The organism is Bacillus sp. R45 (assembly GCF_021729365.1).
Taxonomy (GTDB): Bacteria; Bacillota; Bacilli; order Bacillales; family Bacillaceae; genus Bacillus; species Bacillus velezensis.
Genome location: NZ_CP091421.1, coordinates 3,636,838 through 3,659,735, shown reverse-complemented (window position 1 = coordinate 3,659,735; position 22,898 = coordinate 3,636,838). Strand labels below are relative to the sequence as shown.

The following is a 22,898-nucleotide window of genomic DNA, read 5'->3' as shown; positions in this document are numbered from 1 at the left end:
AGACAGGGAGAAACTGACTTTTACACGGCGGATATCGGAGCGAGAGAACTAAAGGGGGATGACGATGGCAATTGAGCGGCACGTGGAACGTTTAATCCGGTACGGATTGCAAAAAGAGCTGATTTCATTTCTTGATATTGAATATACAAGAAACCGTTTATATGAAACTTTGCATATTACCCATCCGGAGGCTTCAGAACAGAAAGAAAATGAATCGGCGGCATCATTGCCGGACATATTGGCCCCGATTTATGAATGGGCGGCAGAAACGGGCCGGATTGCAGCCGATACAGACACCTATCGCGACCTGCTGAGCGCGAAGATCATGGGCTGCTTTGCCCCGCAGCCGTCCGAGATTGTGCGTCGTTTTGAAGAAACAAAGGCGGTGCACGGACCGGAGCAGGCGACAAAGGCGTTTTACCGATTTTCAGAGGATGTGTATTATATCCGTTCGGACAGAATACAGCGGAATGTCGGGTGGACGGCTGAGACGGCTTACGGAAAGCTGGACATCACGATCAACCTTTCAAAACCGGAAAAAGATCCGAAAGCAATTGCCGCTGCCAAAGAGCAGCCTCAATCCGATTATCCGGGATGTGTTCTTTGTAAAGAAAATGTCGGGTACGAGGGGAGACCGGATCACCCGGCGCGTCAAAACCTTCGTGTCATTCCGGTCATTCTCGGCGATGAGCAGTGGTTTCTGCAATTTTCTCCGTATGTGTATTACCGGGAGCATTGCATCGTTTTGAAAGACCGGCACGAACCGATGAAGATCAGCAAAAAAACGTTTGACCGGCTGCTGTCGTTCGTCAGCCAGTATCCTCATTATTTTCTCGGTTCCAATGCTGATCTGCCGATCGTCGGCGGCAGTATTTTAAGCCACGACCATTTTCAGGGGGGCCATTATGAATTCCCGATGGCGCTGGCGGAGACAGAAAGCCGGTACAGGCTGCCTGACTATCCGAAAACGGTGCTGGGAATTGTGAAGTGGCCGATGTCGGTCATCCGCCTGCAAAGCGAGAGCGCGTCTGAGCTTTCCGGCGCGGCGGATGCCATCCTGCGGGCATGGCACGGTTATTCCGATGAGGCGGCTGATCTCCTCGCCTGTTCAGGAGAAACACCGCACAATACAATTACGCCGATTGCCAGGCGGAGAAACGGTTTATTCGAATTAGATCTCGTCCTCAGAAATAACCGCACCTCTGATGAGCATCCGCTGGGAATTTTTCATCCCCATCAGGAAGTTCATCACCTGAAAAAAGAAAATATCGGACTGATTGAGGTAATGGGGCTTGCGATTCTGCCGGGCCGCCTTGAACAAGAAATGAAATACACGGCTGAAGCGCTGTGCTCACCGGACCCGGAGGCGGTCTTAACGGCAGACCCTTCTGCGGCAAAGCATAAAGATTGGGCGCTCAGTGTGCTGCATAAGCGGAAGGTAACGAAAGAAAATGCGGAACAGATTCTGAAAGAGGAAATCGGCCATGCCTTTGCGCGGATACTGGAGCATGCCGGCGTCTTTAAACAGACAGAAGAAGGTAGAGCGGCTTTCCGGCGGTTTATCCGTCATTTGGGCGCTCTACCGGAAAAAAGCCCCATCCCATAAGGGACGAGGCTTTTTTTTATCCTCTGCTTCTGGCGATCAGGCTGAATAAGAATACCACGATCGCAGCTCCGATGATTGCCGGAATGATGGCAAAGCCGGCAAGGTGAGGACCCCATGTGCCGAGCAGTCCGTGCCCGATCCATGCGCCGATCAGACCGGCGATCATTGACCCGATGATTCCCCCGGGCATACTGCCTTTTACAAATAAACTTCCGATCCAGCCGATAATAATAGCGACAATCAGAGATACGATAAAACCCATAAATATCACTTCCTATTTTTTATTATTTATGCCTATATGTTTCCTTCGTTTTGTCCATATTAAACATATGAATGCGTTTTTTATAATGAACATATCAAGGCGCGTTCCGGTCTTTTTTTTCACAATGCGTTGCGTTAAAATGGAAACCGTGTGAAAAGGTGTGAGCAAAGGAAAAAATAATTCTTTTGTAGAATGTTTAACAAAATGAAACTTTTTGTTGACCAGCGATTTTTATTATGGTAAACCTTTATTTGGTATTATTCGTTCTCGCTATCTTTTTTCTCTATATATGCTAAATGATCTAAAACTTTTTATGTTTGATTTACGCAAGTGGAAAAAGTTCATGCATTTTTTGACGATTTTGTGACATTAGGTCGAAAAAAAGATGAACTTTAGAAAAAAATAAAGCTAATAAGGGCAGATTTTGATAGCATAACAAGGTAGATAGAGAAAAGATTTTGAGAAAGTACATTTCAGATTCACTACATCAATAGGAAGGATGGTGATCTTCTTGTTCAGAGCATTTAAACCGTTACTTTTATTAGCGATGTTGGCTGTTGTTTTCGTACTGGGCGGATGCAGCGACATTTCCGTTTTAGATCCGAAAGGACCTGTAGCAGACCAGCAGAAAGATCTGATTCTCTTGTCAATCGGATTTATGCTGTTCATTGTCGGCGTCGTATTCGTACTATTTACAATCATTTTAGTGAAATACCGCGACCGCAAAGGCAAAGACAGCGGAAATTACAAGCCCGAGATGCACGGCAACACGTTCTTAGAAGTAGTCTGGACAGTGATCCCAATTTTAATTGTTATTGCACTTTCTGTGCCTACCGTACAGACGATATATTCGTTAGAAAAAGCGCCTGAAGCGACAAAGGATAAAGAGCCTCTTGTTGTTTATGCTACTTCGGTAGACTGGAAATGGGTATTCAGCTACCCTGAGCAGGATATTGAGACGGTTAACTACCTGAACATTCCTGTAGACCGTCCGGTTTTATTTAAAATTTCTTCAGCAGATTCAATGGCATCGCTATGGATTCCTCAGCTTGGGGGACAAAAATACGCGATGGCGGGAATGCTGATGGATCAATACTTACAGGCTGACAAAGTGGGAACATATGAAGGCCGCAACGCGAACTTCACCGGTGAACACTTTGCCGACCAGAAATTCAACGTAAAAGCTGTTACGCAAAAAGACTTTAACAGCTGGGTGAAAAAAGCCCAAAGCGATTCTCCAAAGCTGACGAAAGAGAAGTATGACGAACTGATGCTTCCGGAGAATGTCGGAAAATTAACGTTCTCTTCTACACACTTAAAATACGTTGACCACGGCCAAGATGCCGAATATGCGATGGAGGCGCGCAAACGCCTTGGCTACAAAGCCGTATCACCGCACTCTAAAACAGACCCGTGGGAAGATGTAAAGAAAAACGAATTTAAAGTATCCGACGATAAACAAGATTGAAATTGAACAAGAAAGGAGGAAGCCCGAATGAAATTGAGATGGGATGAATTTTTTGTAACAGGTGACCCATTAATTCTGGGCGCACAAGTTTCCATTGCGCTTTCCACTATCGCTATCATCGTTGTACTCACATACTTCAAAAAGTGGAAATGGCTCTGGTCTGAATGGCTGACGTCTGTAGACCATAAGAAACTTGGAATCATGTACATTATCTCTGCTGTTATCATGCTGTTCCGCGGCGGGGTCGACGGCTTGATGATGCGCGCCCAGTTAGCGCTTCCTAATAACAGTTTTTTAGACTCAAACCACTATAATGAGATCTTTACGACTCACGGTACGATCATGATTATCTTCATGGCGATGCCGTTTTTAATCGGTCTGATCAACGTTGTCGTACCTTTGCAGATCGGTGCGCGCGACGTAGCATTCCCTTACTTGAACAACCTGAGTTTCTGGACGTTCTTCGTAGGTGCGATGCTTTTCAATATTTCTTTCGTTATCGGAGGTTCTCCGAACGCAGGATGGACGAGTTACATGCCGCTGGCAAGCAACGACATGAGTCCCGGGCCTGGTGAGAACTTCTACCTGCTCGGTCTTCAGATTGCCGGTATCGGTACGCTGATGACGGGTATCAACTTTATGGTGACGATCCTGAAAATGCGTACAAAAGGCATGACGCTGATGCGTATGCCGATGTTCACATGGACGACGCTGATTACAATGGTTATTATCGTATTCGCCTTCCCTGTTTTGACAGTGGCATTGGCGCTGTTATCATTTGACCGTTTGTTCGGCGCCCACTTTTTCACGCTGGAAGCCGGCGGTATGCCGATGCTTTGGGCTAACTTGTTCTGGATTTGGGGACACCCTGAAGTATATATCGTTATCTTACCGGCATTCGGTATTTTCTCTGAAATTATTTCAGCGTTTGCAAGAAAGCAGTTATTCGGTTACAAAGCGATGGTCGGCTCAATTATCGCCATTTCCGTCCTGAGTTTCCTTGTATGGACCCACCACTTCTTCACAATGGGGAACAGTGCGTCCGTTAACTCTTTCTTCTCGATTACAACGATGGCGATTTCGGTTCCGACCGGGGTTAAAATCTTTAACTGGCTCTTTACGATGTATAAAGGCCGGATCAGTTTTACAACACCGATGCTGTGGGCGCTCGCGTTCATCCCGAACTTCGTTGTCGGCGGGGTAACAGGGGTTATGCTTGCGATGGCTGCAGCGGATTATCAATACCATAATACGTACTTCCTCGTATCTCACTTCCACTATGTGCTGATCGCGGGTACGGTATTTGCATGTTTCGCAGGATTTATTTTCTGGTATCCGAAAATGTTCGGCCACAAGCTGAACGAAAGAATCGGAAAATGGTTCTTCTGGATCTTTATGATCGGATTTAATGTATGTTTCTTCCCTCAATACTTCTTGGGGCTGCAAGGTATGCCTCGCCGTATTTACACTTACGGACCGAATGACGGATGGACTGCATTGAACTTTATTTCAACTGTCGGAGCCTTCATGATGGGTGTCGGATTCTTAATCCTTTGCTACAACATCTACTACAGCTTCCGCTACTCTACTCGCGAGATCAGCGGAGATTCATGGGGCGTGGGACGTACGCTTGAGTGGGCGACATCATCTGCGATTCCGCCGCATTACAACTTTGCGGTGCTTCCAGAAGTGAAATCTCAAGATGCGTACCTGCAATTGAAAGAAGACAAAACGGATATTCATCCGGAAAGCAAGTTCAAGAAAATCCATATGCCGCACAACTCCGGAAGACCGCTTATTATGTCAGTGGCGTTCGGTATTGCAGGCTTCGGGCTTGTATTTGAATGGTTCTGGATGGGCATTGTCGGCTTGATCGGCATTCTGCTTTGCATGGTGCTTCGTTCATTTGAATATGACAATGGCTACTATATACCTGTTGAAGAAATAAAAGAGACGGAAAGAAAGATTTCCGAATAAAGGAGGCGTGATTTATGGAACATGCAGAACACGGCAATTCTAACGCGCCTATGGAATATCAATCTGAAACCGGCAGACTCAATATTCTCGGGTTTTGGATCTTTTTAGGGGCAGAGATTGTGTTGTTCTCAACACTATTTGCAACCTTCTTCGTTCTTCAAAGAAGAACAGCAGGAGGAGTCTTACCGGCTGAATTATTTGAAGTGAAGCTTGTCATGATCATGACATTCCTGCTTCTGATCAGCAGTTTCACCTGCGGGATCGCTGTTCATGAAATGCGTCGCGGAAGTTTAAAAGGCGTCGTCATTTGGACGATCATTACGCTTCTTCTCGGTGCGGGCTTCGTCGGATGTGAGCTTAACGAGTTCATCCACTATGTACATGAAGGAGCATCTCTCGGTACAAGTGCTTTCTGGTCTGGATTCTTCGTCCTTCTGGGAACGCACGGAACGCACGTAACGATCGGTATCTTCTGGATTGCCGGCATCTTACTGCAATTGAAGAAACGCGGATTAACGCCGCAGACGTCTTCAAAAATCTTTATCTCAAGTTTATACTGGCACTTCTTAGACGTTGTTTGGATCTTCATCTTTACAGGCGTCTATCTCATCGGATTGGGGGGACTATAATATGGCAAACAAATCTGCTGAACACAGCCACTTTCCGTGGAAGCATATCGTAGGTTTTGCGTTGTCTATTATTCTGACCCTGCTGGCCCTTTGGGTTGCGGTATATACGGATTTAAGCTCATCAGCAAAACTGTGGATCATTTTCGGATTCGCATTTATCCAAGCCGGTCTTCAGCTTCTCATGTTCATGCACATGACAGAAAGCGAAAACGGCGGGATTCAAGTCGGAAACACGCTCTTCGGATTTTTCGGAGCGATTGTTATCATCCTTGGTTCCATCTGGATCTTTGCGGCGCACTACCATCACGGTGACCATATGGATGGAAACCCTCCTGGCGGTGCGAAGCAACATTCCGAACATCAGGAATAAAAAGAAACCCTCTTCGTTCAGGCGAAGAGGGTTTTTTGTGCCTTTATTGGCTTCTTCTCCGGCGCAGGCGCGGAAGGCCGTAAATGATAAAGGCGGCGATATGGGCAACGATGACGTTGACGGCAAACAGGATGATCATGAGTGTGTGGCCGAGAGGGGACAGGCTGCTGGTTGCGTAAAAATAGAAGAAAACCCACATGAGAATAATTGGCGGTATGGCCGAAAGAGCGACTTTTTTGTTATCCAGCCAGATAAAGAGGGGTGTTGCGCTTGCGACCAGTAAATAAGCAAAAAACATGTCCATCTTACATGTCTCCTTTCATTTTATGGGAGCGTTTCCAAAATGAAATACAGAGAATAAAATGTGTCTGTTTTGTGGTCGTTTTTTGAACATTTTGTTACAATTATTATACCATGTTTTCCAATTTTTGATACCGCTTTTTCGAGAAATGTATTGCAACTATTGCCTCATTTTTGGATAGGTACAAGAAACCGGAAAGGTCAAATACCCTGTCACATTTCCGGACAAGGGAATGGCGCAGGCTGTGAACCTTTGCTATGTTCAAAGAAAACATGCACAGCAAGGGTGGTTTTGAAGTGGACATAACAAAAGACGATGTCACAGCGCCGGACGTCATTGCGCTTTTGCAGGAGCATCTGAAGAGCATGACCATGCATTCTCCCCCGGAAAGTATACACGCGCTCAATGCGGACCGGCTGCGTCAGCCTGACGTTACGTTTTGGAGTGCGAGGGAAAACGGCGTCCTGCTCGGCTGCGGCGCCTTAATGGAGCTAAACAGCCGGCACGGTGAGATCAAATCAATGAAAACGGCTCCGCATCATGTCAGAAAAGGCGCAGCCAACCGGATCCTCCGCCATATGCTTGAAGAAGCAAGGCGGCGGGGCTATCAGCGGATCAGCTTAGAAACCGGTTCTATGGAGGCTTTTCTCCCCGCCAGACGCCTGTATGAAAAAGCAGGGTTTCAATATTGTGATCCGTTTGCACATTATAAAGAGGACCCGAACAGCTTGTTTATGACGTTAAACATAGACTGAAACCCCTTTTCTGACGAGAAGGGGTTTTTTATCGGAAAAGTTTCATCATGACCGAAACATTTCCTTTTCTGACACGTCATATGTCGTGTAGTCCCCAAACCGTAAAAAATAAAAAGGAAGCAACCTCATCATGTTTTCTTGAACGGTGTTCATGTATAATAAACAATAGTGACTTCCGATGAAAATGTAAGGCGGGATAGAATGAGTCGATATAAGAAACAGCAAAATCCCTATTATCAGGGGGATTTGATTTTTATATTTGGTGTGTTTTTAATAATTAGTGTTGCGGCGATTTATGCGGCCGGACAGTTCGGGCAGTATGGAGGCAGTGCCTGGATGAAACAGATTGTCTTCTATGTTATAGGTGCGGGATTCATCGGATTATTGCTGTACTTTGATTTAGAGCAGCTTGAGAAACTGAGTCTGTATGTATTGATTGCCGGCGTGCTGTCGCTGCTCCTTTTGCGTGTGGCGCCGGAATCCATCGCGCCGATCAAAAACGGAGCGAAGAGCTGGTTTCAAATCGGCAGCTTTACCCTCCAGCCCTCTGAGTTTACGAAAATAGGAATTATGATGATGGTCGCGTCCATTATATCGAAGGCGGGCCCGAAAGATCAAAGATCACTTCGGGAAGATGTCAATCTGCTTTTGAAAATTGCGGCATGGACGGTTATTCCAATTGGGATGATCGTTTTGCAGGATGCCGGAACGGGTGCGATCTGTCTGTTTATCGTTATGGTGATGGTGTTTATGTCAGGTGTAAACTGGAAGCTGATCACCATCATCGGCGGTTCGGCCGCGCTTGTGCTTGGCCTATTCTTAGTGCTTGTAATTGAATTTCCCCATGTGGCGAATTCGATCGGTATTGCGGATTATCAAATTAACCGGATTACATCGTGGATGTCTGACTCCAGTGCGGCAACGACTCAGGCCGAGAGCGATAAAAGCTGGCAGGTGGATCAGGCCGTTATGGCGATCGGATCGGGCGGCATTACCGGAAACGGCGTTCATAATCTGAAAGTGTACGTACCTGAGGGACAGACCGACTTTATCTTTGCGATTTTGGGTGAAAGTTTTGGATTTTTAGGCTGCGCCATTGCGGTTGTCATGTTTTTCTTTTTAATTTACAGGCTTGTGGTGCTGATTGACCGCTTGCATGCGTTTAACCGATTTGGTGCGTTTTTTTGCGTAGGATTTACTGCACTTATCGTGATTCACACCTTCCAGAACATCGGGATGAATATCGGCATTATGCCGGTTACCGGTATTCCGCTGCTGTTTGTCAGCTATGGGGGGAGCTCGGTGCTTTCTACATTAATCAGCTTCGGGATCGTATATAACGCAAGTGTGCAGCTGACGAAATATAAAAGCTACTTGTTCAATTCTTAATGTGAGACGGCTCGTTTTTCGGGCTGTCTTTTTTTGTTTAGAGCATTTCGCTTTTGGCATGATACTCTTTCGGATATGATATATAGAGAAGGAGGCTTTATATATGAACAATACCATCGAAACCATACTTAATCATCGGTCGATCCGATCATTTACTGACGAGCTTCTGACAGCAGAAGAGATAGATACATTAGTGAAAAGCGCCCAGGCGGCGTCAACGTCCAGTTACGTGCAGGCTTACTCCATCATCGGCGTAACCGATAAGGAGAAAAAGCGGAAGCTGGCGGAACTGGCCGGAAACCAGCCTTACGTCGAAAATAACGGGCACTTGTTTGTGTTTTGCGCTGATTTGTACCGCCATAAAAAACTTGCTGAGGAAAAAGGAGAAAACATTACCGAGCTTCTTGAGAATACGGAAATGTTTATGGTCAGCATCATTGATGCCGCACTTGCCGCACAAAACGTAAGTGTTGCCGCGGAATCAATGGGACTCGGCATTTGTTATATCGGAGGCATTCGAAATGAACTTGATCAGGTGACAGAAGTGCTTGGTACACCTGACCATGTGCTGCCGCTGTTCGGCTTGGTAGTCGGTCATCCCGCTCATCCGTCCGGTCAAAAGCCGCGCCTGCCGAAACAAGCCGTATATCATGAAAACACGTACGATACGAATGAAGAAAACTTCCGCAGTTATATGAAGGAATATGATGAAACCATTTCCGATTATTATGATAAACGGACAAACGGCAAGCGGGTTGAAACGTGGTCTGATCAAATCCTGCAGTTCATGAAACAAAAACCGAGAACCTATTTAAATCAATATGTAAAAGATAAAGGTTTTCAAAAGAATTAAGAAAAAACCTCTCCTGACCGGGAGAGGTTTTTTTATGTTTCACGTGTAACATATTTCGACAAAATGGAACAAGGTATATAAATGTTTATCATCAGGGATGCTGATAAGCATACAGAAAGAAAAAACGGCTTAGCAGTGGTACGATGTTGATGAGGTGACAGTGATGATTTCATTAAGTATATTGGATCAATCTCCTGTATCAGAAGGGTGTTCTGCGGAAAGTGCACTGCGGAATACAGTAAGATTGGCGCAGGAGGCGGAAAAGCTCGGATATAAGAGGTTTTGGGTGTCAGAGCATCATTTTTCAGAGCGGTTGGCGGGCTCAAGCCCTGAAGTGCTGATCAGCCATATTGCGGCGAAAACGAATGACATTCGGGTAGGATCAGGCGGTGTGATGCTTCCGCATTACAGCGCATATAAAGTGGCGGAGAATTTCCGCGTGCTCGAAGGGTTGACGCCGGGCAGAATCGATCTCGGATTAGGGAGAGCGCCGGGCGGAATGCCGATCGCATCATGGGCGCTGAATGACGGCGGGAAGCGTAATGCTGATCAATATCCGCAGCAGCTTCGTGAGCTGGCGATGTATTTGCATGATGCAGCTGATGACAATCACCGTTTTCCGAATCTGACCGCATCACCCCTTATTAAGACGGCGCCGGAAGTCTGGCTTCTCGGTTCTTCGGGGGAAAGCGCGCTTCTGAGCGCAGAAATGGGAGCAGGCTATATGTTTGCCCATTTTATTAATGGAGAAGGCGGAGAGAGCACGACAGCACAATATAAGCGCAGATTTAAACCTTCTCTATTAGGAAAAGAACCAAAAACGGCCGTGGCGGTGTTTGTGCTGTGCGCGGATACGGAGGAGAAAGCGGAGGAACTCGCGGCTGTCATGGATTATACGCTGCTTGCGGGTGAACAGGGGATTCCGCTTCACGGCGTACCGTCTTACGAAACCGTCCGCGGCAATACGTATACACCGTATGAACAAAGACGAATTGCCGATAATCGGAATCGGATGATCATCGGAACGAAGCAGCAAGTGAAAGAACAGATTCTGGCTCTCAGTAAAGCATACGGAACAGAAGAAGTGATGGCTGTAACCATTACACATCATTTTGAAGATAAACTTCAGTCATACCGTCTGCTTCGAGAAGCTTTTGCCGATTAATCAGAAAGAAACCCTGCTGATGCTCCAGCAGGGTTGTTCGGTTATTCAATGATAAAAGGTTTTTCAGTCAGCACCTGGCTTGATTTCCCTTTGTTCGCGGCATAGGCCAGCATATAATATTCTCCTGCCGGCAGTGCGGTGTCACCATTGACTTTGCCGTTCCAGTCGAAATATTGATAGCCTTTATCCTGCTTTTTGTAGATGCCGGCTTGGCCGACAAAGTCAAGATTACTGTCATATACAAGGAAGGCAAGCTCTTCGGCTCCAGCCGGAAGATAGGTTTCAATTTGGTAGGTTCCCTGCGTTGTGCCCTCCTGTACGTCGATTGACGTTACGCGCGGATAGTCCGGCTCTTTTACAATCAGCAGCGTCGGCACTTTTGCGACTGTTTTTCCGCCTTCACGCACTGTGACGGTTCCCTCATAGGTGCCTGCCTTTACTTTTTTGGCATTGACCTTTACTTTCGCATTGACCTTTCCGGTTTGATGAGCGGGGATCACGACCCGGTCTGTGCCCGAAACGGTAATGCCCGTGCCGTTGAAAGAGTACTCGAGCTGATATGATTTTCTGATGGACGATTGGTTTTCAATCGTAAAGGTTTCTTTTTTCGTTTCATTGCCTTTGTCTTTCATAAACGTTCCGTAAGAATAACTTCCCGGGGCGACAAGGGAGTCTGCTTTGATCGCCTTCATGATTCTGATGCTTCCGGCGCCTTGCGCATTATGCGGGTATACGTCACCGTCCGCGTCCGTTAAGGTTTCCGCCGTGTTCATGAGAGCGGCTTTTATTTGTTCCGGGCTCCATTTCGGTTTGGCCTGCTTGATGACGGCAGCTGCGCCGGCTACATGCGGGGAAGCCATGCTCGTTCCCTGCTTCGATCCGTAGCCGTACGGGTCGGCCGGATCATGGGTCGGAATGGTGCTGACGATGTTTACGCCGGGAGCGGAGACGTCAGGTTTAATCATCCACGTGTCCATAACCGGACCGCGTGACGAAAAGTCTGCCATTTGTTCAGTGAGCGATTTAGCCACGGATAAATGGAATGTCGCTTTTGTGCCGCCCGCTTTTAATTGGCTGACGAGTTTTTCGCCGTCTTCTGATGAAAGCTTAACCGTCGGCACGGACATGCCCGGTACGTTGGCTTCAATTTCTCCCGGGGCATTGTTATACACAACCATACCGATCGCGCCCGCTTTTTTGGCGTTGTCTGCTTTATCCACAAAGGCGATGCTGCCCCGTTTGACGACTGCGACTTTTCCTTTCAGATCTTTGCCTTCAAAATCCTTTTGCTCGCCGATACCCGCCTCTATGAGCTCTGTTTCTTTTTTATTCAGTGCTTTTATGTCATCTTCTTTGTTGTACCCCATTACTTTCGCTGAGGAATAGGAACCGAAGGAGACGGCGTACTCGTTCAGCGGCAGCTGTGTCGCTCCGACGGAGATAGCTTCTCTGGACGTTCCCGGAGAGCCGACGGTCCAATTGTTCGGCCCGCTGTTTCCGTTTGATGTAACGGCCGTGACGCCTTCTGACATCGCCCAGTCAAGCGCCGTGCTTGTCGCCCAGTCTGGGTTATTCACAGAATTGCCGAGAGAAAGGTTCATGACATCCGCTCCGTCCTGTACGGCGCGTTCAATACCGGCGATGACGTTCTCCGTTGTTCCGCTTCCGCCCGGACCGAGCACACGGTAGGCAAGGAGTGTAGCATCCGGCGCTACGCCTTTAATCGTTCCGTTTGCCGCTACCGTGCCCGCGACATGGGTTCCGTGGTCAGTCGACGCGCCTCTCGGATCACCGGACGGCGTTTCTTCAGGATCGTAATCGTTATCCACAAAATCGTATCCTTTATATTGTCCGAAATTTTTCTTTAAGTCAGGGTGTTTATATTCGACACCGGTGTCAATAATGGCCACCTTGACGCCTTTCCCCGTATAGCCGAGCTTCCACGCGTCATTTGCCCCTATATAAGGCGCGCTGTCATCCATCTGCGGAGACACGGCATCCTTAGATAGGGTGATGTCTTTATCTTTCAGCTGATCGGTATGATAGGTGACGTTCGGATAAACCGCTTTGACATCCTGATCACTCAGCAGTTTCGGAATTTCATTTGCCGGGAGTTTCATGGAGAAGCCGGAAAACACTTGCTCATATTCCCTGTTGATTTTTCCGTGTTTAATGGTTTTGAGCGCTTTCTTTTTTACTTTTGAGCGTTCGCTTTTCAGCTTGCTTTTTGTCTGTGCTTTGCCGAGTTCCTTTGCTTCCGCCAGTGACTTTTCCTTCAGCTCGACGATGACTGTCGTTTGTTTGCCGGTGGTCATATCAATGTCACCAAATACCTCAGCCTTCTCAAGATCAGGAGTTTGCGGTTTTGTTGCCGGCGCAGCCTGTGAACTTGTGGATAAGGTAAAGGATAAGACAAAAGCCGGAAGCAGATAACGGATGATTCCTTTTTTCAATCGTGTTTCCCCCTTTTTCTTTATCTAAATTAGAAATCTAGTATATATTTCTTGAAAATTCAAAATAATCCTTGTGACATATGACTCATTTATGGAAATTGGTCTGTGAATAAGGAGGGAGTTATACACAGAATCCTGTGCATAACTGAATAAAATTGTGTATATATATTGTCGGGAACGAGTGTTCCTATACAAAATATAGATCGAGTTTGTGGATATGTGGATATACCCTGTGTTTAAGCTGTGCTTAACCAAGGGATAAGGTGTGTATAACTTTTTTTATCGGCTTTTCCATTTTTCAGGTCATTTCCATCAGCTTTCAACAAAACTTCTGAAAACTAGTTTGTTTTTTCACTCATATTGTGACAAACAATTCGCCCTGCCGCGTCTATCATAGAGTCATAGGGTTGCTAGACCCGCTAGTTTTTAGCGGAGAAGGATCGGCCGCCTTTTCCGTTAAAGCGGAGAGAAAAACAGGCCTGCGAACAAGCTGTCTGTCAAAAAGAAGCGGAGGGATGATTTGCAATGAAACGTTTGCTAGTATCTTTACGGGTGTGGATGGTCTTTCTGATGAACTGGATGGCGCCGGGTAACGGAAGATATCCATTAGCCGCCGTGTACGGAAACCAAGCGGCTTATCATAAGAAAGCGAAGCGGACGGCTGGTGCTTTTTCGTTTGTGAGCCGAGTCCGATCGGCGGATTTGACCGATGAAACGAAATCGGCCCGCGGCAGGCTGGATAAAAACCGATGGATGCCTGTCCGCAAAGAATTGCCGAAACGGGAGCGCGCGGGTCCGGCACCTTTACATCATATGAAAAAGAGGGTACAATCCCACTAAACATATGAACGGGAGCGAACCTCTTGAGAATAGACAAAGTATTAAATAACAATGCGGCGTTAATAAAAGAAGACGGACGGGAAAAGATCGTAATGGGTCCCGGAATCGCTTTTCAAAAGAGAAAAAATGATGTGATTCAAAAACATAAAATTGAAAAAATATTTGTCGTGCACGACGAAAATGAAAAGTTCAAACAAGTGTTAGAAACGCTTCCCGAAGAGCATATAGAGGCGGCTGAAGATATCATCAGCCATGCGGAGGGAGAGCTTGCGGCGCCTTTGAACGATCACATCCACATTGCGCTGGCGGACCATTTATCCTTTGCGATCGAAAGGATTCAAAACGGCCTTCAGGTGCACAACCGATTGCTTCATGAAATTAAGGCGCTTTATAAAAAAGAATATGAAATCGGCCGCTGGGCGGTTGAACACGTGAAACAAACCCTCGGTATATCATTGCCTGATGATGAGGCGGGGTATATCGCGCTTCATATCCACACTGCCAAGGCGGATGCCAAAAGCATGTATTCGGCGATGAAGCATACAACCATGATCAGAGAAATGATCGAAAAGATCGAATCCTTTTTCGAACAGAAGGTGGATGAAGACAGTATTTCCTATCAGCGCCTCGTCACGCACTTGCGGTATGCGGTCAGCCGGTTGGACTCAAATGAAGCACTCCATTCCATGGACGAGGAGATGCTTTATTTCATCCAAAAAAAGTATCCGTTTGCTTATCGGTGTGCGCTTGAACTGGCAGCGTTTTTAAAAAATGAATATGATTTGGAACTGCCGGAATCCGAGGCCGGCTATATTACGCTGCATGTCCAGCGTCTGCAAAAAAACCCGGAATAACGCGTCTGTTTCGAGAAACAGACTTTTTTTTTGAAAACATATTGACGAAAGCGCTATCATGAAATAAAATGAAAGCGCATTAAAAAACTGAATCGGCGGGATTGTGACTGGTAATGCAGGCAAGACCTAAAATTTGCGTACATGAAAAAGGGATCATGCTGACCTTTTTCGTTGGCGAATTTTAGGTCTTTTTTGATTTTAGAAAGGGGGATACATCATGAATTATCAAGAAACGGCAAAACAGCTTATCAAACATATCGGAGGGAAATCAAATATCATCAGCGCGACACATTGCGCCACACGGCTCAGGCTCGTCATTCAAGATGAACAGAAGATCAGCCAGGCCGATATTGAAGAGACAGAAGGAGTAAAAGGGGCTTTCAGCAGCTCGGGGCAATATCAGATTATATTCGGTACCGGCCTTGTGAATAAAGTGTATGACGCTTTTTCAAAAGAAGCCGATTTGGGGCGCGAGGATCGTGAGACACATCAGGACGCGGCGAAAAAAAAGCTGAATCCGGCCGCAAGATTTGCGAAAACACTGTCTAACATATTCGTTCCCATCATTCCGGCTATCGTGGCAAGCGGACTTTTAATGGGGCTGCTCGGTATGATGAAGGCTTTCCACTGGGTGTCTGAACAATCATCGCTGTTTAAGCTTTTAGACATGTTTTCAAGCGCGGCGTTTATCTTCCTGCCCGTATTCATCGGGTTCAGTGCGGCGAAGGAATTTGGCGGCAATGCCTATCTCGGTGCCGTGCTCGGGGGGATTATGATCCATCCGGCGCTTTTGAATCCGTGGGGGCTTGCGGATGCATCGCCTGATTTTATGCAGCTCTTCGGCTTCGACATTGCGCTGCTCGGCTATCAAGGGACGGTCATCCCCGTACTGTTAGCCGTTTACATTATGAGCAAAGTGGAAAAGGGCACGAGAAAAATGGTGCCTCACGCATTCGACTTATTGGTCACCCCGTTTGTCACGGTGATTGTCACAGGATTTATCACCTTTATCGCAATCGGTCCGCTTGGCAGGGCGATCGGATCGGGCATTACCGTCTCGCTGACATATGTGTATGATCACGCGGGCATTGTTGCCGGACTTCTTTTCGGCGGTCTTTATCCGCTTATTGTGCTCACCGGTGTGCATCACAGCTTTCATGCGATTGAGGCCGGCCTCATCGCTGATTTGGGCAGAAACTATATCCTTCCTATCTGGTCGATGGCGAATGTCGCTCAGGGCGCGGCGGGACTGGCTGTATTTTTCCTGACGAAAAAAGCGAAAATGAAAGAAATCGCTCTGCCTGCCGCATTTTCCGCTTTTCTCGGCGTAACCGAACCAGTTATTTTCGGTGTGAACCTAAGGTACCGGAAGCCGTTTATCGCGGGAATGATCGGCGGAGCGCTGGGAGGGGCCTATGTCGTGGTGACCGGTGTCGCCGCCAATGCCTACGGTCTGACCGGAATTCCGATGATTGCCATCACGGCTCCGCTCGGTTTAGGAAATCTTATAAACTATCTGATCGGAATGGGCATCGCCTCTGTCTCGGCGTTTATTGCCGCTTACATTATGGGAGCTAAAGAAAAGGAGGCCGTCAAATGAGGACACCGGATCAAGAGCTGCGCCTGCAGGCTGAGGAAGCGAAAAAGAAGCGGCAAGAAACAGCCGCGTCAGATCCATACCGCCAGAACTATCATGTTATGCCGCCGGTCGGGCTTTTAAATGATCCGAACGGCGTCATCCAATGGAACGGCGTATATCACTTGTTTTTTCAATGGCAGCCATTTCATACGGGGCACGGCGCGAAATTTTGGGCGCATGTGACGACGAAGGATTTCGTTGAGTGGAAAGAGGAAGAAATCGCGCTTGCGCCGGGTGAGTGGTATGACAAAAACGGGTGTTATTCCGGAAGCGCCATCGAAAAAGACGGGCGGCTCTGCCTGATGTACACAGGCAATGTCCGTGACGGAGAAGGAAATCGGGAAACGTATCAATGCCTCGCCGTATCCGAAGACGGGGTCATATTTGAAAAAAAAGGAATCGTCGCGCGTCTCCCAAAAGGCTATACCGCTCATTTCCGTGATCCGAAGGTTTGGAAGAAAGACGGAGCGTATTACATGGTGCTCGGCGCGCAGACAGAAAAGCTCACCGGAAGCGCTGTATTGTTCACATCAGAGAACCTGACGGATTGGACGTTTCTCGGTTCGATTGCGGGGGCGGACTCGGGCGGTCTCGGGTCATTCGGCTATATGTGGGAATGTCCCGACCTGTTTTCTCTTGACGGAACCGACGTGCTGCTCGTATGTCCGCAGGGGCTTGAAGCCGACGGGATAAAATATCATAACAGCCACCAGGCGGGCTATTTCCTCGGCAGGCTGCATACAGAGCCGCCAGAATTTAAGCACGGTGAATTTACGGAGCTTGACAGAGGATTTGATTTTTATGCGGCGCAGACGCTGGAAGATGATAAGGGACGGAGGATTCTGTTCGCGTGGATGGGCGTTCCGGATCAGCATGAGGACAAGCATCCGACACATGCGTATCACTGGATTCACTGCTTAACGATGCCGAGACAGCTGTCACTGTCCAACGGCAGAATCATACAGCGCCCGCTTCCGGAAATGAAATCGCGCCGCACGGATGAACAAAAGCGCCGTCTTCAATTGAATTGCTCGTCTGTAAGCCTCCCGGTGAAAGATGCGTCCCGGACTGAAGTGCTGCTGGAAGACATTACTTGCGAATCCGGTTTTGAAATCTCAATTCGGGGCGCGGCCCGGTTTATATTTCATCAGGAAGAGGGGCTGGCTGTGCTGGAGCGCACCGCTTTCAGCGGAGAAGAAAAAGAAAAGAGAAGCTGCGCCATCAGCGAGCTGCATTCCGTCCAGCTCTTTCTGGATGCATCCTCCATTGAATTGTTTTTGAATGATGGAGAAGAGGTATTCAGCGCCAGATATTTTCCTTTCCCGGGAAATGATGACGTAACCGTCACTTCGGTTGGAAAAACGGAAATAAATGCCTCAATTTGGACACTTTTGTAGAAAATCGTTCTTTTTTCTTATGTGAAACCTATGCCATCTGTGCTATTCTTCAAACGAAAGCCTATGATTCCAGGAATAAAAGGAGTTGTTTTCTCAGTTTTGAAAAATCAGAAGATGACGCCGAAATGTTTACTTGTCAAAGCCGCAGAGCAAGTGGAAGATAAACGGGAAGAATATAAAGAAGTATTGCTTCAGCTGAATCGCATGCTCAAGAGGGCTGAGCCGCACAATGAATGGAGTGATCGGCTGAGGCATACATATGAACAGATGAAGGAATATGCGCTGTTTGTGCAATCGATTGAGATGTTTTTGCGGTCATCCGCGAAAAAAATGAAATAATCCCCCTCGATCATGAGGGGGATATTTATTTTATTTTCCGCTAAGACGCATCGCCGAATGTTTAGTCGGTCCGATGTATTGGTTCAGCGGGAAGGATTCTTTGATTGCCGCAGTGATAAATTCTTTTGCCGCATAGATGGCTTCCTTCACTTCAGCGCCTTTGGCCAGTTCTGCCGTCACGGCGGCGGAGAATGTGCATCCGGCTCCGTGCGTGTAAGGTGTATCAATCATTTCGCTTTCTAATACTTCCGCGGTTTCTCCGTCATACAGCACGTCGATCGCTTTTTCATGTTTCAATTTGCCGCCGCCTGTAATCAATACATATTTCGCGCCGAGTTCGTGAATTTTCTTGGCCGCTTCTTTCATGTCTTCCACCGTTTTTAATTCATCCATACCGCTCAGCTGGCTTGCTTCAAACAGGTTTGGCGTGATGACGGTTGCCAGCGGCGCCAATTGGGTGCGAAGCGCTTCGGCATGCTCCGGATACAGCACTTCGTTCGCTCCTTTGCAGACCATGACAGGATCAATAACGACATTCTTCAGCTGTTTTTCTTTAATCGTTTTCGCCGCAAGCTCGATGATCTCCACGGTAGGGAGCATTCCCGTTTTCATGGCGTCTACGCCGATTCCGTCAACAATCGTCGCCAGCTGTGCGCGAATCGTATCGGCATCAATCGGAAATACTTGATGATCCCAGCTGTTCTCCGGGTCCATCGCTACGATCACGGTCAAAGCCGTCATTCCGTATACGTTTTTTTCTTGAAATGTTTTTAAATCGGCCTGGATTCCCGCGCCGCCGCTGGAATCAGAACCGGCAATAGTAAGTGCTTTGTGCATTGACATATCAATGGCCTCCATCAGTGTTTTATATCTCATTATAGTTAGATTTTCTCCCGATCACAATACGGAAGGCTTGGAGGAATGATTTGACAGCCGCGGGGGATGTGCGTACAATACCTACATAAGATTACTAGGTAAGGGAGAGAAAATAAATGCTCAACAGGGAGCTTGTAAAGGGAAGCACGGTCATTCTGGTGCTGACGCTGCTGAATGAACGGCCCATGTACGGGTATGAACTTGTGAAAGAAATGGAGAAAAGAAGCGGGAATGAACTGCAAATGAAGGAAGGCACGCTGTACCCATCGCTTCATAAGCTTGAACGCCAAAGCTATATTTCTTCTTACTGGGAAAAGCAGACCAAAGGGCCCGACCGAAAATATTACCGGATCACCGATGAAGGAAAAAACATTCTAGCCGAACGGACGAAGGAATGGAATCTGTTCTCCGCTCTGATGGACCGGATGCTGAAGCGGGGCGGGCAGAATGGATAAAGACCTTTATGTGCACGAAATCAGAAAAGGGCTGGAAGGCAAGGCCGGAAGCCGTGAATTATTAAAGGAAATCGAAAGCCATATTCATCATGCCATTTGTGTTCATCTGGAAAAAGGCAAAACCGAAAGCGAAGCGATGGAGCTTATTCTGCGGGAAGTGGGGACTCCGTCTGAAATTATCTCTGCTTTTCAAAAAGCTTCGGCGGTGCCCGCGCGGACTTTTATGCTCTTTTATCTGTTCTGCAACTGCGCTCTTTTTGTGATGGGGGCGATGATTACGATGATGCACGCGTGGAGGATTCATCCCGCAGTTGACGCGCTGTGGAAAGGGATTTCCGTGTCAGTATGGCTGATTATGATCGGTTATGTGCTGTATTGGTTCCAAATCGGCTATCAAGCTGGCAAAGAGTTCGGGGCTGGCGGCAAAAAGCTTGCAGAGCGGACGGTATGGGCTTCAATGGTGCCGAATCTATGTTTTATGTTTGTCTTTTTGTTCAATCTGGTTCCGGCTGGGCTGTTTCCTTCGGCGGTCACACCGAGTTTTGCGGCAGTATGCGCCGTTGTGACGGTATGTTTTCCGTTTTGCGGCAAAATGGGTTTTTACGCAGGCAGGCAGAGACTTGCCTGATCTTTTTTACTATATACATAGAGTATCTATATAGGAGTGTTTATATGAGATTAGGTTCGTGGATGTACGGCGCGTGCGCCCAAATAGCCGTTACCGTATTTACCGTCTGCGGCTTGGTTCTTGCCTTGCCCGTTGTGAGTCTTTTTATTATGGTTCTGAATGGGATGCAAGACGCTATTTTTGTTGTTTTCAGTATTTTGCTTCTTCTATTGTTTTATGCGCTGGGATGGATTTGGGCTGTTTCGTTTGCGCGTGAGTGGAAGGTGAAACTTTTCGAGCTGCAGGTCAGCTCGCTCATTCCGCTGGCGGGTATATTATACTTGTACATTGACAGCGGGGTGAGTATACCGGAACTGATTCATGATTGGCATGAGGATGGATGTGCGCTTGTCCCGCCGGCTTTTGTCTGCTTGTGCACATGCTATGCGATGGTGTTGGTGCCTGTTTATCAATCAAAACTGTGGAATGCCATGGAGGCGGGCAGACTTAATGCCAAGGCGGTATGCACTGTTTGGGGAGACCTTCTGATCATTCTGGTTTTGCTGGCGGGGATGACGTGGATTTGTTTCTGAATGGGCCGAAATCAAAAATCCCCCCTGATCTCTCCGCCGCTTTATGTTTTAATAGAACATGAGAAAAAGCAGAAGGAGCGGGTCATGAATATATCAATTGTCATAGTCACGTATAATCGGATTCCGGCTTTGTGTGAGCTGCTGGAGTCGATTTCCAGGCAGACCATAAAGCCTTATGAAGTGATCATCGTAAATGATGCCGGGGAATCGGTCGAACAAGCGAAGCAGCTGTACAGCGATCTGCCGATTCAGATTATTGATTTAGAACAGAATGCCGGACATGTGGAAGCGCGGAACGCAGGTGTGAAAAAAGCGTCGGGTGATTATATCATGCTGTGCGATGATGATGATTTCATTACGCCGGGCCATTTGGAAAGAATGACGGCTGCACTTGCTGATGCGGATTTTGTCCATTCTGACGCGGAAATTGTGTCATTTGAAGAACGGGGCGGCACGAGATACCCGGTGTCACGAAAGCCGTTCGCCTATACGGCGGATTTTGCGGATATGCGGGTATTTTCCACGTACGTTCCGTCAGGCAGCATGTACAGACGTTCTCTGCATGACACGTTAGGGTATTTTGATCCGGATGTCCATAATTATTGGGACTGGGACTTTTATTTGCGCGCCGCGAAACAGCACCGTGTGAAGCGTGTTCCTTGCGCGAGCGTCATATATGCGTTTTTTGAGGGAGGCGGCAATCAGTCCGCGGATCTCGGCGGCAAACGGAAGCGGTACTTAGACCGGTTAAGCGAAAAGCACGGGCTTGGGGAGCTCCCGACGAAAAACTTCGCGGTTCTTCTAGAAGAGCCGGACATGAAGAGGCGGGAGGCGCCGACTGACATTGTGTGGGACGGAAAGCCCGTCCATTCAAGACTGCACAGTTCATAAGGGGGACGGACAGTTTGAAACAGCTTTTAAAAGACAGCTGGTGGAATCAGCTGAAAGATGAATTTGACAAACCGTATTATCAAGAGCTGAGAGAGATGCTGAAACAAGAATACAGCAGCCAAACGATTTATCCTGACAGCCATGATATTTTTAACGCCTTGCATTATACGCCCTATGAGGATGTAAAAGCGGTCATTCTCGGACAGGACCCGTATCATGGCCCAGGACAGGCGCACGGGCTTAGTTTTTCCGTTCAGCCCGGGGTCAGACAGCCGCCGTCTTTGAAAAATATTTTCATAGAGCTTCAGGACGATATCGGCTGCTCCGTACCGAACCACGGATCGCTCGTCAGCTGGGCGAAGCAGGGAGTGCTTTTGTTAAACACAGTGCTTACGGTTCGCCGCGGTCAGGCCAATTCCCACAAAGGCAAGGGGTGGGAGCGGCTCACTGACCGCATCATTGATGTGGTGAATGAAAGAGAGAAGCCGATTGTCTTTATCCTGTGGGGGCGTCACGCGCAGATGAAAAAAGAGCGCATTGACACATCGAAACACATTATTATTGAATCGACTCATCCGAGCCCGTTTTCGGCAAGGAACGGTTTTTTCGGGAGCAGACCGTTTTCCCGTACAAACGCCGCCCTTGAAAAAATGGGGGAGCAGCCGATCGATTGGTGCATCCCCGACCTGCCGCAATAAACGGTTTTTTGAGGCGCTTCCGCCCGGCGGAAGCGTCTTTTTTGATGTTCCGGGCGGTATGCCGTCAGAAAAAATAACAAACTCAATTCTGCGATTCGCTCAGAAATTTGATAAAATGCAGGAAGAAGACAAATTACTGCTGGAGGATTTACTCATGAACATACATATCTCTGCTTTAATTCAGAAGATGGAAGAAGAACTGAGGCAGGCGAAAACGGCGACCCGCACCGAGGAGGTCAAAATGCACGCGGCCGCCATCCGCTCTCTGTGTGATGTCGTGCTCGGCACTCAGACGCACACCGCTCCGGCGCCTGTGCAGAATCCGATTCCGAAAGCGGCGCCGAAACCTTCCGCGTCTCCTTCGACAGACCCGCTGCTGCTTGAAAAAATGATGGGCAGCGCCGGGCTGAACCAATATCAGAAAAAAGCGAAAGACGAACGTGAGGAAGACGGAAACGGGGATTCCATTTTCGATTTTTAA

General features: G+C 47.6%; 24 protein-coding genes. 20 read left to right on the top strand and 4 right to left on the bottom strand.

The window, feature by feature from the left end:
* Positions 1–64 precede the first annotated feature (64 nt).
* Positions 65–1,606 carry a UDP-glucose--hexose-1-phosphate uridylyltransferase gene (gene galT, locus L3V45_RS18170; RefSeq protein ID WP_236837139.1) on the top strand — a complete coding sequence of 514 codons (1,542 nt, stop codon included), beginning with the start codon at positions 65–67 and terminating at the stop codon, positions 1,604–1,606.
* Positions 1,607–1,622: 16 nt separating this feature from the next.
* Here the strand turns inward: galT and L3V45_RS18165 are convergent, their stop codons facing one another.
* A complete protein-coding gene (locus L3V45_RS18165) occupies positions 1,623–1,868 on the bottom strand; it encodes a GlsB/YeaQ/YmgE family stress response membrane protein (RefSeq protein ID WP_003150926.1) in 246 nt (81 codons plus the stop codon).
* Between the two features lie 502 nt (positions 1,869–2,370).
* Between L3V45_RS18165 and qoxA the strand changes: the two genes are divergently transcribed.
* From qoxA to qoxD, 4 genes are read left to right on the top strand one after another with little or no spacing between them, the layout of a single operon-like run.
* Positions 2,371–3,336, top strand: a complete 966-nt coding sequence (gene qoxA / locus L3V45_RS18160) for a cytochrome aa3 quinol oxidase subunit II (RefSeq protein ID WP_014306059.1) — start codon at positions 2,371–2,373, stop codon at positions 3,334–3,336.
* 27 nt (positions 3,337–3,363) lie between these two features.
* Positions 3,364–5,313: a cytochrome aa3 quinol oxidase subunit I gene (gene qoxB / locus L3V45_RS18155; RefSeq protein ID WP_012118743.1), complete on the top strand. Its 1,950-nt coding sequence runs from the start codon at positions 3,364–3,366 to the stop codon at positions 5,311–5,313.
* A 14-nt stretch (positions 5,314–5,327) separates the two neighbouring features.
* Positions 5,328–5,942 carry a cytochrome aa3 quinol oxidase subunit III gene (gene qoxC / locus L3V45_RS18150; protein ID WP_003150930.1) on the top strand — a complete coding sequence of 205 codons (615 nt, stop codon included), beginning with the start codon at positions 5,328–5,330 and terminating at the stop codon, positions 5,940–5,942.
* Between the two features lies 1 nt (position 5,943).
* On the top strand, positions 5,944–6,312 hold the full coding sequence (gene qoxD, locus L3V45_RS18145) for a cytochrome aa3 quinol oxidase subunit IV (protein WP_003150932.1): 369 nt from the start codon (positions 5,944–5,946) through the stop codon (positions 6,310–6,312).
* Positions 6,313–6,355: 43 nt separating this feature from the next.
* Here qoxD and ywcE read toward each other — a convergent pair whose 3' ends face one another.
* Positions 6,356–6,616: a spore morphogenesis/germination protein YwcE gene (gene ywcE, locus L3V45_RS18140; RefSeq protein WP_003150937.1), complete on the bottom strand. Its 261-nt coding sequence runs from the start codon at positions 6,614–6,616 to the stop codon at positions 6,356–6,358.
* A gap of 293 nt (positions 6,617–6,909) precedes the next feature.
* Between ywcE and L3V45_RS18135 the strand changes: the two genes are divergently transcribed.
* The 4 genes from L3V45_RS18135 (at position 6,910) to L3V45_RS18120 (ending at position 10,775) form a co-directional block, all read left to right on the top strand.
* Entirely contained in the window at positions 6,910–7,368 is a 459-nt protein-coding gene (locus L3V45_RS18135) for a GNAT family N-acetyltransferase (protein ID WP_024085944.1), read from the top strand.
* 201 nt (positions 7,369–7,569) lie between these two features.
* The gene (locus L3V45_RS18130) at positions 7,570–8,757 is read left to right on the top strand and encodes an FtsW/RodA/SpoVE family cell cycle protein (RefSeq protein ID WP_003150942.1); all 1,188 of its coding nucleotides are present in this window, start codon (positions 7,570–7,572) and stop codon (positions 8,755–8,757) included.
* A gap of 103 nt (positions 8,758–8,860) precedes the next feature.
* A complete protein-coding gene (nfsA, locus tag L3V45_RS18125) occupies positions 8,861–9,610 on the top strand; it encodes an oxygen-insensitive NADPH nitroreductase (RefSeq protein WP_201489111.1) in 750 nt (249 codons plus the stop codon).
* Positions 9,611–9,773: 163 nt separating this feature from the next.
* A complete protein-coding gene (locus L3V45_RS18120; RefSeq protein WP_015387532.1) occupies positions 9,774–10,775 on the top strand; it encodes an LLM class flavin-dependent oxidoreductase in 1,002 nt (333 codons plus the stop codon).
* A 41-nt stretch (positions 10,776–10,816) separates the two neighbouring features.
* Here the strand turns inward: L3V45_RS18120 and L3V45_RS18115 are convergent, their stop codons facing one another.
* The gene (locus L3V45_RS18115) at positions 10,817–13,228 is read right to left on the bottom strand and encodes a S8 family peptidase (protein ID WP_025853637.1); all 2,412 of its coding nucleotides are present in this window, start codon (positions 13,226–13,228) and stop codon (positions 10,817–10,819) included.
* Between the two features lie 525 nt (positions 13,229–13,753).
* Between L3V45_RS18115 and L3V45_RS18110 the strand changes: the two genes are divergently transcribed.
* From L3V45_RS18110 to L3V45_RS18090, 5 genes are all read left to right on the top strand, one after another.
* Positions 13,754–14,068: a hypothetical protein gene (locus L3V45_RS18110; RefSeq protein ID WP_003150952.1), complete on the top strand. Its 315-nt coding sequence runs from the start codon at positions 13,754–13,756 to the stop codon at positions 14,066–14,068.
* Positions 14,069–14,091: 23 nt separating this feature from the next.
* Positions 14,092–14,922 (top strand): PRD domain-containing protein, encoded by an 831-nt coding sequence (locus L3V45_RS18105; RefSeq protein WP_024085942.1) that lies wholly within the window; start codon positions 14,092–14,094, stop codon positions 14,920–14,922.
* Positions 14,923–15,139: 217 nt separating this feature from the next.
* A complete protein-coding gene (locus L3V45_RS18100) occupies positions 15,140–16,522 on the top strand; it encodes a sucrose-specific PTS transporter subunit IIBC (protein WP_003150956.1) in 1,383 nt (460 codons plus the stop codon).
* Entirely contained in the window at positions 16,519–17,958 is a 1,440-nt protein-coding gene (locus L3V45_RS18095; protein WP_025853636.1) for a sucrose-6-phosphate hydrolase, read from the top strand. Before L3V45_RS18100 ends, L3V45_RS18095 begins: the two co-directional genes overlap by 4 nt.
* A gap of 63 nt (positions 17,959–18,021) precedes the next feature.
* Positions 18,022–18,297, top strand: coding sequence for an LOG family protein (locus tag L3V45_RS18090; protein WP_046341456.1), 276 nt, complete (start codon positions 18,022–18,024; stop codon positions 18,295–18,297).
* A gap of 30 nt (positions 18,298–18,327) precedes the next feature.
* Here the strand turns inward: L3V45_RS18090 and L3V45_RS18085 are convergent, their stop codons facing one another.
* Positions 18,328–19,140, bottom strand: coding sequence for a bifunctional hydroxymethylpyrimidine kinase/phosphomethylpyrimidine kinase (locus tag L3V45_RS18085; RefSeq protein WP_003150959.1), 813 nt, complete (start codon positions 19,138–19,140; stop codon positions 18,328–18,330).
* Between the two features lie 149 nt (positions 19,141–19,289).
* Between L3V45_RS18085 and L3V45_RS18080 the strand changes: the two genes are divergently transcribed.
* The 6 genes from L3V45_RS18080 (at position 19,290) to L3V45_RS18055 (ending at position 22,898) form a co-directional block, all read left to right on the top strand.
* Entirely contained in the window at positions 19,290–19,628 is a 339-nt protein-coding gene (locus L3V45_RS18080; RefSeq protein ID WP_003150960.1) for a PadR family transcriptional regulator, read from the top strand.
* Entirely contained in the window at positions 19,621–20,256 is a 636-nt protein-coding gene (locus L3V45_RS18075; protein ID WP_024085940.1) for a permease prefix domain 1-containing protein, read from the top strand. Before L3V45_RS18080 ends, L3V45_RS18075 begins: the two co-directional genes overlap by 8 nt.
* Positions 20,257–20,300: 44 nt before the next feature.
* Positions 20,301–20,828 carry a hypothetical protein gene (locus L3V45_RS18070; RefSeq protein ID WP_025853635.1) on the top strand — a complete coding sequence of 176 codons (528 nt, stop codon included), beginning with the start codon at positions 20,301–20,303 and terminating at the stop codon, positions 20,826–20,828.
* Between the two features lie 84 nt (positions 20,829–20,912).
* On the top strand, positions 20,913–21,719 hold the full coding sequence (locus L3V45_RS18065; RefSeq protein WP_025853634.1) for a glycosyltransferase family 2 protein: 807 nt from the start codon (positions 20,913–20,915) through the stop codon (positions 21,717–21,719).
* 14 nt (positions 21,720–21,733) lie between these two features.
* Entirely contained in the window at positions 21,734–22,417 is a 684-nt protein-coding gene (locus L3V45_RS18060) for a uracil-DNA glycosylase (RefSeq protein ID WP_012118732.1), read from the top strand.
* A gap of 58 nt (positions 22,418–22,475) precedes the next feature.
* A complete protein-coding gene (locus tag L3V45_RS18055) occupies positions 22,476–22,898 on the top strand; it encodes a YwdI family protein (protein ID WP_015387535.1) in 423 nt (140 codons plus the stop codon).